The sequence below is a fragment of the Caulobacter sp. FG121 genome (assembly GCF_057809815.1).
In genome coordinates this window covers 1-15438 of sequence record NZ_JBMDKR010000013.1, presented here as the reverse complement: position 1 = coordinate 15438, position 15438 = coordinate 1, and the positions used below count along the sequence as shown (strand labels likewise).

General features: G+C 66.7%; 15 protein-coding genes and 3 tRNA genes. 12 read left to right on the top strand and 6 right to left on the bottom strand.

From position 1 onward, the window contains the following. Positions 1-95: 95 nt before the first annotated feature. Positions 96-169, bottom strand: a tRNA-Gly gene (locus tag ACODSL_RS19865). 79 nt (positions 170-248) lie between these two features. Beyond that, positions 249-334 (bottom strand) — tRNA-Tyr (locus ACODSL_RS19860). A gap of 91 nt (positions 335-425) precedes the next feature. On the opposite strand from ACODSL_RS19860, the gene rlmB reads away from it, so the two are divergent. The 3 genes from rlmB (at position 426) to ACODSL_RS19845 (ending at position 4464) form a co-directional block, all read left to right on the top strand. Then, positions 426-1235, top strand: a complete 810-nt coding sequence (rlmB, locus tag ACODSL_RS19855) for a 23S rRNA (guanosine(2251)-2'-O)-methyltransferase RlmB (protein ID WP_488902473.1) — start codon at positions 426-428, stop codon at positions 1233-1235. Between the two features lie 127 nt (positions 1236-1362). Next, complete coding sequence (locus ACODSL_RS19850; RefSeq protein WP_488902472.1) at positions 1363-3660, top strand: stalk-specific protein X; 2298 nt, start codon at positions 1363-1365, stop codon at positions 3658-3660. Between the two features lie 72 nt (positions 3661-3732). Continuing rightward, positions 3733-4464, top strand: a complete 732-nt coding sequence (locus ACODSL_RS19845) for a TerC family protein (protein WP_488902471.1) — start codon at positions 3733-3735, stop codon at positions 4462-4464. 24 nt (positions 4465-4488) lie between these two features. Here ACODSL_RS19845 and ACODSL_RS19840 read toward each other — a convergent pair whose 3' ends face one another. From ACODSL_RS19840 to metG, 3 genes are read right to left on the bottom strand one after another with little or no spacing between them, the layout of a single operon-like run. Beyond that, positions 4489-5277 (bottom strand): class I SAM-dependent methyltransferase, encoded by a 789-nt coding sequence (locus ACODSL_RS19840; RefSeq protein WP_488902470.1) that lies wholly within the window; start codon positions 5275-5277, stop codon positions 4489-4491. Further along, positions 5274-5912, bottom strand: a complete 639-nt coding sequence (locus tag ACODSL_RS19835; protein ID WP_488902469.1) for a TetR/AcrR family transcriptional regulator — start codon at positions 5910-5912, stop codon at positions 5274-5276. Before ACODSL_RS19835 ends, ACODSL_RS19840 begins: the two co-directional genes overlap by 4 nt. A gap of 57 nt (positions 5913-5969) precedes the next feature. Further along, entirely contained in the window at positions 5970-7679 is a 1710-nt protein-coding gene (gene metG / locus ACODSL_RS19830) for a methionine--tRNA ligase (protein WP_488902468.1), read from the bottom strand. Positions 7680-7817: 138 nt separating this feature from the next. On the opposite strand from metG, the gene ACODSL_RS19825 reads away from it, so the two are divergent. The 8 genes from ACODSL_RS19825 (at position 7818) to ACODSL_RS19790 (ending at position 14272) form a co-directional block, all read left to right on the top strand. Then, positions 7818-8927 (top strand): polyamine ABC transporter substrate-binding protein, encoded by a 1110-nt coding sequence (locus ACODSL_RS19825; protein WP_488902467.1) that lies wholly within the window; start codon positions 7818-7820, stop codon positions 8925-8927. Further along, positions 8924-10114: an ABC transporter ATP-binding protein gene (locus ACODSL_RS19820; RefSeq protein WP_488902466.1), complete on the top strand. Its 1191-nt coding sequence runs from the start codon at positions 8924-8926 to the stop codon at positions 10112-10114. The genes ACODSL_RS19825 and ACODSL_RS19820 overlap by 4 nt, the downstream gene beginning before the upstream one ends. Further along, a complete protein-coding gene (locus ACODSL_RS19815) occupies positions 10111-11001 on the top strand; it encodes an ABC transporter permease subunit (protein WP_488902465.1) in 891 nt (296 codons plus the stop codon). Before ACODSL_RS19820 ends, ACODSL_RS19815 begins: the two co-directional genes overlap by 4 nt. Further along, a complete protein-coding gene (locus ACODSL_RS19810; RefSeq protein WP_488902464.1) occupies positions 10998-11804 on the top strand; it encodes an ABC transporter permease in 807 nt (268 codons plus the stop codon). Before ACODSL_RS19815 ends, ACODSL_RS19810 begins: the two co-directional genes overlap by 4 nt. A gap of 90 nt (positions 11805-11894) precedes the next feature. Continuing rightward, on the top strand, positions 11895-13028 hold the full coding sequence (locus ACODSL_RS19805; RefSeq protein ID WP_488902463.1) for a pentapeptide repeat-containing protein: 1134 nt from the start codon (positions 11895-11897) through the stop codon (positions 13026-13028). An 86-nt stretch (positions 13029-13114) separates the two neighbouring features. Then, positions 13115-13190, top strand: a tRNA-Thr gene (locus ACODSL_RS19800). A 19-nt stretch (positions 13191-13209) separates the two neighbouring features. Next, positions 13210-13650 carry a hypothetical protein gene (locus tag ACODSL_RS19795; protein WP_488902462.1) on the top strand — a complete coding sequence of 147 codons (441 nt, stop codon included), beginning with the start codon at positions 13210-13212 and terminating at the stop codon, positions 13648-13650. 148 nt (positions 13651-13798) lie between these two features. After that, the gene (locus tag ACODSL_RS19790; RefSeq protein WP_488902461.1) at positions 13799-14272 is read left to right on the top strand and encodes a YaiI/YqxD family protein; all 474 of its coding nucleotides are present in this window, start codon (positions 13799-13801) and stop codon (positions 14270-14272) included. Here ACODSL_RS19790 and ACODSL_RS19785 read toward each other — a convergent pair. Continuing rightward, positions 14269-14829, bottom strand: coding sequence for a DUF1579 domain-containing protein (locus tag ACODSL_RS19785; protein WP_488902460.1), 561 nt, complete (start codon positions 14827-14829; stop codon positions 14269-14271). The two genes, ACODSL_RS19790 and ACODSL_RS19785, sit on opposite strands and share 4 nt — an antisense overlap. A gap of 132 nt (positions 14830-14961) precedes the next feature. Here ACODSL_RS19785 and arfB point away from each other — a divergent pair, with 132 nt between their 5' ends. Then, the gene (gene arfB, locus ACODSL_RS19780; protein WP_488902459.1) at positions 14962-15387 is read left to right on the top strand and encodes an alternative ribosome rescue aminoacyl-tRNA hydrolase ArfB; all 426 of its coding nucleotides are present in this window, start codon (positions 14962-14964) and stop codon (positions 15385-15387) included. Positions 15388-15438 lie beyond the last annotated feature (51 nt).

Sequence of the window (15438 nt, the reverse complement as noted above, 5' to 3'; positions counted from 1 at the left end):
TGCCGATGTTGCAGTGCGGCTTGTTACGTTCGAACTTTTCCTTGGCCATTTTCTTTCCAATCCCTGGCGCCAGCGTAGAAGATGTAGGGAGCGCCTGGAGCGGGTAGCGGGAATCGAACCCGCATCCTCAGCTTGGAAGGCTGCTGCACTACCATTGTGCTATACCCGCCCTGAGGCGGGATCGCGATGGACTCCCGTTGTTCTGATCTGAGGGTCCCTGGCTGCCAGGAGCGAGAGCCTCTAGTGCGTGGTGGGGGAAGTAGGACTCGAACCTACGAAGGCTGACGCCAAGGGATTTACAGTCCCTCCCCTTTGCCACTCGGGACATTCCCCCGCACGCGGTCTAAAGGCTTTCTTCCTTGGCGGCTTAAGCCTCCGCAAACACGCGGAAAACCGTGGGGCCCCAAATCGGAGCGCGTCTTATAGTGTCGTCCCCCAAACAACGCAACGACCGGAAATCAGGCTTTCGTCCTCATCTTGAAAAAGACGGAAAAGCCCGCCCGCAAAGGGTTTCCGGAGCGGATTCCAAGGACTGGCTGTGGGGTGTCCACGCTGTGGAGGCGGCGCTCGACAATCCGAACCGCGCCACGCCGCGCCGACTCCTCGCCACCCCTGATCGCGCCCAGGCCCTGACTCGCCGCTTCGGTGCGCTCAAGACGCTCGAGACCGTGGACGGACCCGCGATCGCCCGGATGCTGCCCGCCGGCGCCGTGCACCAGGGCCTGGCCCTGAAGACCGATCCGCTCGAGCCCCTCTCTATAATGGAGATGGGCACGCCCGCCGAGGGCGTGATCCTCGTGCTCGACCAGATCACTGATCCGCAGAATGTCGGCGCCATCTTCCGCTCCGCCGCCGCGTTCGGGGCCCGCGGGGTGGTCCTGCAGGACCGGCACGCTCCGGCATTGAGCGGGGCCCTGGCCAAGGCCGCCGCCGGCGCCGTCGACAAGCTGCCGCACGCCATCGTCGTTAACCTTTCGCGCGCTCTGGAGACCCTTTCGGACCTCGGGTGGCGCACTTTGGGGTTAGATAGTCACACAGACGTGCGGCTGGGCGACGCGGTGGACGGTACGCCGACCGTCCTGGTCCTCGGATCCGAAGGCGAAGGCTTACGGCGCTTGGTGTCGGAGCACTGTGACGTGCTGGTGAAAATTCCCATGCCAGGGGGTTTTGAGAGCCTGAACGTGTCCAATGCGGCGGCAATCGCGCTCTATGAAGCCACGAAAATTCGCGCCTGAGGGGAAGGCATTACGAGAATCTGAATTAACCGTTTTGATTTCGTCGCCAAGCCGTGTTTTTGTTCGTGGCTTGTGAAAAGGGCGGGGCCTGTATCCCGCCGTTTCGGCATGGGATCGGGGGTTCTCTATGTTGAAGAGCTTTATGCGTCTGGCGGCCTGTACCGCCTCGGGCGCGGCTTTTCTGGCTTTGACGGGTTGCGGGGGTAACGCGCCCGACGACGGGTATTCCGCCCCTCCGCCCTCCAGCTATGACCGCGGCGCCGCCGCCCCGACCCTGATGGGCAAGACCGCCCCTGCCCGTCCCGCCCCCGACGGCCTGGCAGGTGGCCCGGGCAGCTTCGCCGGCATGACCCCCGTGCCGAACCCCGGCGACCTGTCCAGGGCTGACCGGGTGAAGTTCTACGGTCACAAGTACGACTATCTACCGGAACCCAAAGGACAAACAGCGACCACTTCGAGCGCCGGACCGCGCTTCCAGCTGGTCACCCGTCGCAAGGCCGACGGAACACTGCAGATTTCCATGCGGCCCGTCGCCAATCCTGAAGACATGAGCGCCGCCGAGCGCCGTCAGGTTTACGGTAACCGCTATGCGCCGCGCGCCGTCGCCGCGGCCCCCCGCCGGTCGTGGCGCGCCGCCGCGGCTCCCGTCGCGACTCCGGTCGTCAAGCCTGTCGCCAAACCCGTTGTCGCCGCCGCGCCCGCGCCCAAGCCCGTCGCCAGCACGCCGGCCGCTCCGGCGGCCCCGGCGGCCACGGTCGTCGCCCCGCCGAAGCCGTCGCCGATCCAGCAGCTGCAGACGGCCATCTCCGCCGGCGTCAATCGCAGCGCCTCGCTGTCGGTGCCCGCTGATCTGAAGGCCGGCAAGGAAGCCGACGTCGTCCTGTCCCTGCCCGGCGACCTGCTGGCCATGGTCCAGGACCAGGCCGCCAAACTCGGCCTCGGCAAGGCCGCGAAGAAGGTCAACGCCTACGCCAACCTCAAGGGCGACGGCTACGCCATCAACCCGCCCGGGCAACAGACCGCGCCGGTCGCCGGCGGCAAGCCCACGACCTTTACCTGGAAGGTCAAGCCGGTCGAAGGCGACAAGACCCCGCTTACGGCCGACTACGGACTGGAGCTGAAGGGGACCAGGCCGACGTCGGCCTTCTCCGTCGGGTCCCTGCAGGAAGCCGTGGCCGCGCCGGTGGAAGCCGCCAAGACGGCCGCCAAGGGCTTCAAGTGGCCTACCATGCCGAAGTTCGGCATGCCCTCGCTGAAGGCGCTGGCCTTCCCGTGGGTGCCCGAGCCGACCGTGCCGGGCGTCGGCAAGGTCGCGCGGGAAAACGTCGTCGGCGGGGCGCTCGCCCTGCTGGCGCTGATCCTGCTGGTGGTCCTGGCCCGGGGAGCCGGCGCCAGCCGCGCCCGCGCCGAACGCCGCCGCAAGTTCCGCACGATGCAGGACTACGGCGTCAATGAGCCGGAGCATGACGCCCATCCCGTCACGGCCGCGAGCCAGGGGTATGTGAACCCGATGATCGCCGCCGCCGCCGGCGCCGCGGGCGGCTACGCCCTCGCCTCCCATGGCCACGACGACCATGGGCATGACGATCATGGCCACGGCCATGATGACCATGGACACGGCCACGATGATCACGGTCATGGCCACGACGACCACGCCGCCGGCCACGACGACCACGGCCACGGCGCGCATCACACGTCGCATGACGCCCATGGCCATGACGATCATGGCCATGACGATCATGGGCACGGCCATGACGACCACGGCCATGGCAAGGACGATCATGGCCATGGCGGTCATGATGATCACGGGCACGGCCACGACGATCACGGCCATCCCGCCAAGCACACCTCGGCCGGCCACGACGACCATGGTCACGGCCATGACGACCACGGCCACGGGCACGACGACCACGGACACGGTCATGATGACCACGCCAAGGGTCATGACGATCATGGTCACGGCCACGACGACCACGGCGCCCACCACACCGCCCTGACCTCGCACGGGCACGACGATCACGGCCACGGCGGTCACGACGACCACGGTCATGGAGATCACGGGCATGGTCACGACGACCACGCCAACGGTCACGACGATCACGGCCATGGCCACGATGACCACGGCGCGCATCACACGGCGCTGACCTCGCACGGCCACGATGACCACGCCGGCCACGACGACCATGGTCACGGCGACGGCCACGGCCATGACGACGGACATGGTCACGACGACGGCCACGGGCATGACGATCACGGCCACGGCCCAGCGCAGCACATCTCCAACGCCGGCCACGGTCATGACGACCATGGGCACGGACATGACGACCACGGCCACGACGATCACGGCCATGGCCATGGCCACGACGACCACGCCCACGGCCACGGCCATGACGACCACCACAAGGAACCCGCGCACGCCCACTAGGCGTTCCGGACGGCAGACCTTTCAGCCGTCGACGCCTTGCACGGCGTCGGCGGCTGACGCATTGAGGCGCGCATGTTTGAAAGTCTGATGTCTGTCAATCTCAGCGGGGCCGGCGCCGCCCTGCTGCAGGTCCTGATGATCGATCTGGTGCTGGCCGGCGACAACGCCGTGGCCGTGGGCCTGGCCGCCGGCGGACTGCCGGTGAAGGACCGCCGCAAGGCCATCCTCTGGGGCCTGATGGCCGCCGTCGTTCTGCGCATCGGCTTCGCCCTGGTGACCGTCCAGCTGCTGGCGATCATCGGTCTGCTGCTGGCCGGGGGCGTTTTGCTGCTGTGGGTCTGCTGGAAGATGTGGCGCGAGCTGCACGAGCAGGCCGCCCACGACGAGGCGGAGGCCCAGGCCTGTCTCGACAGCGACCCCGGGACCGAACCGAAGGTGCGCCGGGCGAAGTCGTTCCGCGCCGCCTTCCTGCAGATCCTCATCGCCGACGTGTCGATGTCGCTCGACAACGTGCTGGCCGTGGCCGGAGCCGCCCGGGAGCATCCCGCGGTGCTGGTGTTCGGCCTGCTGCTGTCGATCGGCCTGATGGGCGTAGCGGCCTCGTGGATTGCGCGACTGCTGCACCGCTTCCGCTGGATCGGCTACATCGGCCTGTTCATCGTGCTCTACGTGGCCCTGCACATGATGTGGGAGGGCTCGCGCCAGGTGTTCGTCGATCTGCACCGGGTCGACCAGTACAACGCCTTCATGCCCGACATGCTCGACATCACCCCGGCCGAGAAGACGAAGTTCGAGAAGCACTAGGTCGGCGTCCTGCGGACAACGCGCTTACCGGACCCCGGTGATCAGGCCGGCGGCGCCAAGCACGCGGCGACCGCCCATGCCCCGGGGAATGCGGATCCGGTCCGACAGACGCGAGAAATGCACCTCGCGAAGCCCGCTGGCGCGCAACATGTCCAGCAGATCGTCGACGCGACCATACCGACGACGGTCGAGAAACATGTCCTGCACGCAAAGCACGCCGCCCGGCTTCAGCACCCTCACCGCCTCGCGCAGGGCGACGCGGGGTCCGTCCCTTCCCCGGACTTCATGGAACACGAAGTGGCTGACCACGGCGTCGAAGGTCCCGTCTTCGAACGGCAGGGCCGAAGCGCTGGCGCGTTCGAACCGCACCCGGTCCGCGGCGCCGACCGCGCTTGCATTTCGCTCGCAGGCCGCTTTGGAATAGGCCCAGTCCGAGGCCCAGAGATCGATGCCGACGACCTGTGCCGAAGGAAACCGTTCGGCGAGACCGATGGCCAGGGCGCCCTGTCCGGTTCCGATATCCAGCGCCGCGCCCCGCCCGTCCCAGGGTAAGGCGTCCAGCACGATATCCCATAGCCGCCTCTGGACCCTGCCGCCGCCATCCGAAAACGCGACGTAGAGGTAGGTCAGGAACAGTCCGATCCCCAACGGAACCGTCGCGGCCGCCAGCAACGCAAGCCGTACACCCGGATCGCTCGCCAGGCCGCCCGCGACCGCCAGAACCGCGCCGATGGCGAGATGGGACAGGACGATGCGCAGGCGGATCCAGTTACCGAAGCGCGGACGGACGCTCCGTCCCGATCTGACGGTCATGAGTCTGCCCCCGGTCGCGCCGGCGTCCGCAAGCCTCCCTCCAGGAGATCAATCGTCAGATTGATCCGGTCTTCCAGCCGCTCACCCGCGTCGCCCTCACCGATCAGCCAGAGCCTGACGGTCATCAGCATGGCCGAGACGTAGACTTCGGCCAGCCGCAGGGGATCGATGTCGTCGCGGATTTCCCCCGCGGCTTGCCCGGCCCTGAAGATGCCCGCCACGGCGGTGAAAATCTGGTGACCGAGTTCGCTGCGCCGCCCCTTCGGTTCTCCGTCGGAGGCGAGCGACCTTCCGGTCCGCACGACCACCAGCCGCATGAAGTCACGGTCGGCCTCGATCGCCAGGGCCTGATCCGAGACCCAGCGCCGCGTGGCCTCGAGCACGGGCGCGCCAGCGGGCAGGTTCGGGTTGAATGTGGGCAGATCGGCCTGCCGCCGCAGCCAGGCGACCGCCAGCTCCGTCAGAACCGCGTCCTTGCCGGCGAAGTAGTTGAAGAAGGTCTGCCGGCTGATCCCGACATCCCGGATGATGTCGTCGATTCCGGTGGCCTCGAAGCCCCGTGCCCGGAACTGCGCTTCACAGACCTCGAGGATCCGGGCGTGCACGCGGGCGCGGTTGCTCTCTCTCAGGCTCATAAACCTAGACTGAGTAAAATATTTGATTGAGTCAAATATTTATCGGCGCAGGAGCCGTCAGCCGGCTCCGCCGAACCGTTCGGCCCATTCGACGATCTGTTCGTCGAGGATCTTGGGGAACAGCACGTCCGGCGCCGCGACTGCCCTGCCCGGCTCCAGCCGCGACAGTTCGGCGACGATGTCCGTCCCCGGCCAGGCCGGCGGCCAGGCCTCGCCGAAGGCCTGGCAGATGCCCTCGGCGGCGAACGGGATGAACGGCGCGCTGACCCGGCCGTAGAGGGCCGCGAGGTTCAGGGCGGTGCGGGTGACCACGGCGGCGCGGTCGACGTCGGTCTTGAACGCCGTCCAGGGAGCCGCTTCCTGCAGATACTCGTTGCCGAGCACCCAGAGGGCCCGAACGGCCTGGGCCCCCTTGCGCATCTCGATGGCGTCCAGTTCCGTGGTCAGCACCGCCAGCTGGGCCGCGACGTCGGCGTAGAGCTTTTCCTCGCGAGGTCCCGGCTCGCCGCCGGCCGGCACGGCCGGGCCGAACTTGCTTTCGTTGAAGCGGACGATGCGATTGATGAAGTTGCCCAGAACGTCGGCCAGATCCTTGTTCACCGACGACTGGAACTGTTCCCAGGTGAAGGTGGTGTCCGAGCCTTCCGGAGCGTTGGCCGTCAGGTACCAGCGCCACAGATCGGGCGGCAGCAGCTCCAGCGCCGTATCCATGAACACGCCGCGACGCTGGGTGGTCGAGAACTTTTCGCCGTACCAGTTCAGCCAGTTGAAGGCCTTGAGCCGGTCGACCATCTTCCAGGGCTCGCCCGAGCCGAGCACCGTCGCCGGGAAGTTGATGGCGTGGAAGGCCACGTTGTCCTTGCCCATGAACTGGACGTATTCGACGTCGGTCGCCCCCTCATCCTCGCGCCACCAGCGCTTCCAGTCGGCGCCGGTCGCCTCGGACCATTCGACCGTCGCGCCGATGTATTCAATCGGCGCATCGAACCAGACGTAGAACACCTTGGACTCGAACCCCGGCCGGGGCGCACCGTCCTTCATGACCGGGATGCCCCAGGCGAGATCCCGCGTGATGCCGCGGTCGATCAGGCCTTCGTCGAGGTGCTTGTAGGCGATGCCGCGGGTCAGCGCCGGCCAGCTGTCCGCCCGCGCATCGACCCAGGCGCGGAGGCGATCAGCGAGGCGGGTCTGCAGCACATACAGATGGCGCGTGTCGCGCACCTCGATATTCGTCGAGCCGCTGATCACCGAATGCGGCGCGATCAGATCGGTCGGATCCAGCAGGTTGCCGCAGTTGTCGCACTGATCGCCGCGCGCCTTTTCGTAGGCGCAATGGGGACAGGTCCCTTCCACATAACGGTCCGGCAGGAACCGCCGGTCGTCGATGGAATAGACCATCTTGTCCGTCCGCTCCTCGATCAGGCCGTTCTGCTCGAGGACCTCGGCGAAGTGCTGGGTAAGGCGGTGATTGGGCGGATTGGAGCTGCGGCCGAACCAGTCCCAGCTCAGGCCGAAGGCGCGGCCCAGGTCGTGCTGCAGCACATGCTGCTCATCACAATAGGTGCGGACGTCCTGACCGGCGTCAGCGGCCGCCAGTTCGGCCGGCGTGCCGTGCTCGTCGGTGGCGCAGATATACAGCGTCTCGTGGCCCTGGGCGCGCTTGAACCGCGCGTAGACGTCCGCCGGGAGCATGGACCCGGTCAGGGTGCCGAGGTGCTTGATCCCGTTGATGTACGGCAGGGCGGAGGTGATGAGGATGCGAGCCATGGCCCGGGCTATAGCCGTCACGTTCCGGATTGGGAAGTTTGCCGCGCGCCACATGCCGGACGGGGTAAGGGCTTTCGTCCGTCGCCCAAGGCCCTATAACGATTTCAGGCCTTCTGGGGAGACGTGGGGATGTCTGTAATGACGGGTACGACCCGGCGCTGGACCATGCTGGTCCTTGGGGCCGCGGCCCTTGTCCTCGCGGCCTGCGGCGGCGGGGCGGAGAAGCCGCAGACCCTGCGCATCTACAACTGGTCGGACTACATCGATCCGGCGCTGCTGGACGAGTTCACCAAGGAAACAGGCATCAAGGTTGTCTACGACACCTTCGATTCCAACGAGGTTCTCGAGACCAAGGTGCTGACCGGCGGGACCGGCTACGACATCGTCGCGCCGTCGAACCACAACGTGCCGCGCTACATCACGGCCAAGGCCATCGGGCCGCTCGACTTCACCCAGCTGCCCAATCGCAAGAACCTCTGGCCCGAGCTGATGGCGCGCATGGAGCCGTTCGATCCGGGCGGCAAGTACACCGTGCCCTACATGTGGGGCACCATGGGCATCGGCTACAACAAGGCCGCAATCGCCAAACGTCTGCCTGGCGTGGCGATCGACAGCTGGGACGTGGTGTTCAAGCCGGAAAACCTGGCGAAACTGAAGGACTGCGGCGTCTATTTCCTCGATGCGTCCGAGGACATGTACGCGGTCACGCTGAACTACCTCGGCAAGGACCCCAACTCGCGCAACATCGCCGACTATGAGGCGGCGACGAACCTGATGGTCAGCCTGCGCCCCTACATCACCAAGATCCACTCGTCGGAGTACATCAACGCCCTCGCCAACGGCGACGCCTGCATCGCCATCGGCTACAGCGGCGACATCCTGCAGGCCGCGACCCGCGCCGAGGAAGCTAAGAACGGCGTCGAGATCGGCTATGTCATTCCGAAGGAAGGCAGCCAGGTCTGGTTTGACGTGTTCGCTATCCCGGTCGACGCGCCGAACAAGGCGGCGGCCTACAAGTTCCTCGACTACATGATGCGGCCCGCCGTGATCGCCCGCGCCTCGAACTACACCGAGTACGCCAACGCCAACCTGCCAGCGACGCCGCTGGTCGACGCCGAGCTGCGCAACAACCCCAATGTCTATCCGACGCCGGAGGTCTTCAGGCGGCTGTTCGTGACCACGACCAAGGACCAGACCCTGCTTCAGCAGGTGAACCGCCTCTGGACGCGGGTGATGACCGGGCGATGAGCCGCGCGCCCACGTCCCGACAACCCCGCGGTGAACAGACCCGGCGCAACATCGGCGCCGTCCGGTCGAGTTTCGCCCCGTGGAACGATCCCAACGCCACGCCGCTGGTGCGTTTCCAGGGCGTGACCAAGCGCTTCGGCGACCAGGCCGCCGTCAACGACGTCTCGCTGGACATTTATCCCGGGGAGTTCTTCGCCCTGCTCGGTCCGTCCGGCTGCGGCAAGACCACCCTGATGCGGATGCTGGCCGGGTTCGAAAGCCTCGACGCCGGCCGCATCACCCTCAATGGCGAGGATCTGGCCGGGGCGCCGCCGCACCGGCGGCCGGTGAACATGATGTTCCAGAGCTACGCCCTGTTCCCGCACCTGACCGTCGAGCAGAACATCGCCTTCGGCCTGAAGCAGGAGGGCATGGCGAAGAAGGACATCGCCGCGCGCGTCGCCGAGATGCTGGCGCTGGTGAAGATGGAGGGCTTCGCCAAGCGCCGCCCTGACCAGCTGTCGGGCGGTCAGAAACAGCGGGTCGCGCTGGCCCGCGCCGTCGCCCGCAAGCCGCGGATGCTGCTGCTCGACGAACCGCTCGGGGCGCTGGACAAGAAGCTGCGCGAGGAGACCCAGTTCGAGCTGATGGATCTCCAGGTCGAGCTCGGCGTGACCTTCCTGATCGTCACCCATGACCAGGAAGAGGCGATGGTCATGGCCGACCGCATCGCGGTGATGCGCGATGGCAAGATCGTTCAGGTCGGCCGGCCAGAAGAGGTCTACGAGGCGCCCAACAGCCGCTACGTGGCCGAGTTCCTCGGCGATGTGAACCTGTTCGAGACGACGGTTGAGGCGATCGAACATCCGATGGCGCACCTGAACCTCGCCGAGGCCGAGGCGGGCTTCTACGTGCTTGACGACGATTGTCCCGGCCCGGGATCGACCGTCTGGCTGGCCGTGCGGCCCGAGAAGATGCGCATCAGCCTGGAGCCCCCTGCCCCGGGCGCGCGTAATACGCTGGCCGGCGAAATCTGGGACATCGGCTACACCGGCGACTGGACCAACTACATCGTCGAGCTGCCCGGTGGAAAACTGGTGCGGGTGGCGCGGGCCAACGCGCGGCGCTTCGTGGACCGGCCCATCGACTGGGACGACAAGGTCTGGGTCAGTTTCGATCCCGACGCGGGCGTGGTGCTGACGTCGTGAGCCGGCCGCGCTCGAGAGCCGCCATCCTGCCCGGCGTCTGGCTGGGCCTGTTCTTCGCCTTCCCGTTTCTGCTGGTGCTGCGGCTGTCGCTGTCCGACACGGCGCTGGCCATCCCGCCCTATTCGCCGCAGATCGACTGGAGCCGCGGAGTGGACGGCATTCGGGCGTTCCTGGGAGCGCTTGATGGCGAGATGTATCGCCGTCTGGTGTCAGACCGCCTCTACCTGGACGCCTATATCTCCAGCCTGAGGTTCGCCGCCACGGGCACTGTTCTCGCGCTACTGGTCGGCTATCCGATGGCCTACGGCATGGCGAAGTGCCGGCCCGCGACGCGCAGCATCCTGCTGATGCTTGTCATCCTGCCGTTCTGGACCAGCTTCCTGATCCGGGTTTACGCCTGGGTCGGCATTCTCAAGCCACAGGGCCTTCTGAACGCCTTCCTGGGGCTGCTGCATATCCCGCCGGTCGACCTGCTCTACACCCCGACGGCCGTGCAGATCGGGCTGGTCTACAGCTATCTGCCGTTCATGGTGCTGCCCCTGTATTCCGCGCTGGAACGGCTCGATCACACCCTGCTGGAGGCCGCCGCCGACCTCGGGTCGCCGCCGTGGAAGAGCTTCTGGCAGGTGACCTGGCCGCTCTCGATTCCAGGGGTCATCGCGGGCTGCCTGCTGTGTTTCATTCCCATGGTCGGCGAGTTCGTCATCCCCGACCTGCTCGGCGGGCCCGGCTCGCTGATGATCGGCCGCTCCATCTGGATGGAGTTCTTCGCCAACCGGGACTGGCCGTTCGCCTCGGCCGTGGCCATCGTGCTGCTGATCACCCTGATCGCGCCGATCCTCCTCTACCAGCGACAGCAGCAGAAAGCCCTGGAGGCCGGCGCATGAAACGCGGCCCTTCCTGGTTCAATCTGGTGTCGCTGACCCTCGGGTTCGCCTTCCTGTATCTGCCGATCGTCCTGCTGGTGGTCTGGTCGTTCAACGCCAGCAAGCTGGTGACCGTCTGGGGCGGCTTCTCGATCCGTTGGTACGCGGCCTTGCTGAAGGACCATCAGCTCCTCGACGCGGCCTGGACCACGCTGCGGATCGGACTGATGTCGGCCAGCGCCGCGACCGTGCTCGGCAGCCTGGCCGCCATCGCCCTGGTGCGGGGCGGCCGGTTCCGCGGCCATACCCTGTTCTCGGGCATGGTCTATGCGCCCCTGGTGATGCCAGAGGTGATCATGGGCCTGTCGCTGCTGTTGCTGTTCGTCGCCCTGCGGTTCGACCGGGGCTTCTGGACGGTCATGCTGGCCCACACGACCTTCACCCTGTCCTATGTCGCGGTTGTCGTGCATTCACGGCTGATCACCTTCGACCGTTCGCTGGAGGAAGCCGCCCAGGATCTCGGATGCACGCCTGCAAGCGCCTTTATGCAGGTCACCCTGCCGAACATCTTCCCGGCCGTGCTGGCCGGCTGGATGCTGGCCTTCACCCTGTCGCTCGACGACCTGGTGATCGCCAGCTTCACCAGCGGCCCGGGGGCGACGACCCTGCCCATGCGTATCTACAGCCAGGTTCGCCTGGGCGTGACGCCTGAAATCAATGCCGTCTGCACCATCCTCATCGGCATCGTGGCGACCGGCGTGATCATCTGGTCCGTAGCGCAGAAGTGGCGCGCGGCCGGCGCCGCCCGCCTCGCGACGGGGTGAGCCGGACACGGCGCAAATTACACCCATTCCGGGCCAGACAAGGGGTTGGCTAAGACTTCGGTGACGCCTTTCGCCTAGCTGGAGGGGGTCATGACACGCAGCCGTTCCAGTCTCGCCCCGCGTATCACCCTGCTGAACGCGGACACGTTCGCCGCCAGGGTTCGGGCGCACGAGGCTTTCGTCATGGGCAGGCCCGGCGGCGAGCGTGGCCTGCTGCGCTACGTGGTCGCCCGCGGCATGCGCTGCGACCGCAAACGCCTGGCGGACGCCGATTTCACGGGCGCGGACCTGACTGGCAGCACCTTCGTCGGCTCCGACATGAGCCGCGTCAGCCTCTACTGCGCCAACCTGACCCGCTGTGATCTTCGCGGGGCGCAGCTGTTCCGCGCCGATCTGCGCGGCGGGACCTATGCCGGCGCCAAACTGGCAGGGGCGAACCTCGACCAGGCCGACATGCGCGCCGCGGTCCTCTGCATCGCCGACGAGACGCTGGGCCTGAAGTGGATGGGGCATCGCACCGAGATGGTCGGCGCCACGGCCAATGGCGCGAACATGACGGACGCGGTCGCGCTGGGCGTCGACTTCACCAACTGCTCGATGCGTGGCGCCCTGCTGCGCAACGCCAATCTGAAAAACGCCAATTTCACGAACGCCAATCTCGATGGCGTCGACCTGGCCGGCGCCCGGTTGAGCGGCGTCGTCCTCAAGGGGGCGATCGTCACCAACGTCGATGTCGGCGTGCTGCAACGGTCCGGCGTTTCGCTCGAGAGCTGTGTCGTGGACCCCACGCCCCAGGCGATCGCCCGTCTCGGTGATATCCGCGGCGAGCTCGAACGTTCGGAAACCTGGGGCAAGACCAACGGCCGCAGTGGCAAACCGGCCTGTCTCGACGGCTTTGATCTGCGCCCCGCAGGCCAGCTGTTCTCCGGCCAGTTGCTCGCCGGCCTGACGGCCCGGTCGTCCATCGGCATCGGCATCGACTTTTCCGGAACCCAGCTGCAGGGCGCTGTCTTCGATGACGCCGACCTGCGCGGGGCCAATTTCAAGGGGGCCGACCTGCGCGGCGCGTCCTTCCAGCGCGCACGCCTTGGACACGCCATCTTCCAGGACGCCGACATCTCGCCGCTGGAACAACAGGGCGGCGCACGCCGCGCCGTGCGCTTCGACGGCGCCGAGCTGACGGGCACGGGCTTGACCCGCCAGGCTTCGGTCGAACTGCTCTGACGCGGCATTGAACCGCCTGGTTGACCCGGCGCGGCTTCTGTCAGAGGAAGAGCCCAGCGCGGTTCGCCATTCCGGCTCACCGCCGCGCCGGCTTAGCTCAGATGGTAGAGCAGCGGTTTTGTAAACCGAAGGTCACGGGTTCGATTCCTGTAGCCGGCACCACGCGTCACGGGGGGAAAGCGTGACCACGATCCGCACCTCCGACCTGCAGATCCAGGCCTGCCGGCTCTGGGCCGAAGCGCACGAGGCCGAAACGGCGGGGCGACTGTTCGAGGCCGAGGCGCTCTACACGGTGTCTGCCCAGCTGGGCTACTGCATGGCCATGAACAGCCTGGCGATCCTGATCGAGGATGTAATGACGCCGCCGCGGCCGCTGGAGGCCGTCTACTGGCTCAAGCGGGCAGCGGCGGCCGGTGACGACGCGGCGGCTTGGAACCTGGCGATGCGTCATCGACAGGCCAACCGCAGGCGATGGTACATCCACTGGCTGAGGATCGCCGAGCAGATGGGCCACGAGGAAGCCACCGAGGTCCTCGCGATCGCCACAACCCGCGACGACATCTGGTGGGCCATCGAGGGCGTCAACCCGCCCCCGTTCGTGAAGGGGCCGCGCCTTGCCTAACCGCCGGCGGTCATCGTCCAGATCAGGGCGTCGATGTCGGCAAGAATACGCTTCAGGAACAGTGGCATGGTGAGCAACTCCCCTATGCACTTTGACCTCGCGTTAACGATTGTTGGCCGATTCGGGTTCCGATGGCTAAACCCTCAATATGAGCACGCTCTCCGACCCCATCCGCATCTACATCGACGCGGATGCCTGCCCGGTGAAGGACGAGACCTACAAGGTCGCCGCGCGCTACGGGCTGAAGACCTTTGTCGTCTCGAACAGCTTCATGATGATCCCGCAGTCGCCGCTGATCGAGCGGGTGGTCGTCGATGCCGGGCCGGACATCGCTGACGACTGGATCGCCGAGCGCGCCGCGCCGGGGGACATCGTGGTGACCAACGACATCCCCCTCGCCGACCGGGTGCTCAAGTCCGGGGCCGCCGCCATCAAGCCCAACGGACAGCCGTTCACGCCCGACTCGATCGGCTCGGCGCTGGCCCAGCGGTCGATCATGGAGCACATCCGCTCCACCGGCGAGATCACCGGCGGGCCCCGCCCCTTCGACCGCAACGACCGTTCCCGATTTCTCCAGGCCCTCGACGAAGCCGTGCAGAAGTCGCGACGGCAGCGGCGCTAGACCTTCACCCAGTCCATCAGCCAGCTGTAGTCCCACGTCGCGCCGCCATCCTTGGAGAGGCCCTGACGCCAACGGTGGGACTTGCCGGTGATCTGGTCCCAGACCCCCGCCACCTTGACAGGTTTGCCGTCAGCATCGGTGTCGTCGGCGGTGAACATCCCGACTCCGTCGACAAATTCGCCCGTGAGCCCGGCCGCGCCGAGCACGCCGCTCTTGGCGTTGACCCAGAAGTCCGACCAGATCCGGGTCTCCAGATCGAGGTAGCGCAAACCGCTGCCACTGAAGTTGCGCGCCGGAATGCGCAGTTCCTCGACATGGCCGACGCCGCCGATGATCGACCAGCAGGTGGCTTCGCCCTCAAAGACGTCCCACTCGCCCGGGGCCTTAAGGCGGCGATGCTTGATCCGCCATTCGCCGGTCAGGAAATCGAAATCGCCGGGCTTGCCTGTCGCAGCCGGAGCGGCTGACACCAGGGTCGGCGCGGCGCTCGCCGCCGCAAGGCTTGCCGCGCCCTTGAGGACTGTCCGGCGATGAAGGCGTTTTGTAGGGCTGGTCATGGCTGGGCTCCTGTCGGACGCAGCGTCCGTTGGTCCCGATCTAGACGATCACGGCGCCAGCATTTGTCAGCATGGCGCCGGGAGCCGGGCCGGTAGGCGCTCGATGGCGGAATGGGTTAGAACGACCACCTCATGATCGAGATCACGCCCGCCATAGCCCTCGACGACTCCGAACTGGAGTTCGCCTATATCCGTGCCGGCGGACCGGGCGGGCAGAACGTCAACAAGGTCGCCACGGCTGTACAGATGCGCTTTGACGCAAGACGGTCGCCGTCCCTGCCCAACGATGTCTCGACGCGGCTGCAGAAGCTGGCGGGGTCCCGCCTGACGCTGGATGGCGTGATCCTCATCGCCGCCAGCCGGTTCCGCACCCAGGAGCGCAACAGGGCGGACGCCATCGAACGGCTGGTTGAGCTGATCCGCAAGGCGGCTGAGCCGCCGCCCCCGCCGCGCAAGAAGACGAAACCCTCGAAGGCCGCGAAGGCGAGACGCGTTGACGCCAAGACGCGTCGGGGCGGCGTGAAGGCGATGCGCGGGCGGCCGGCGGGCGAGGACTAGGTGTCGTTTCCAAGAAGGTTGTTCACACGCTGCCATGGTGTGAGGCCGTTG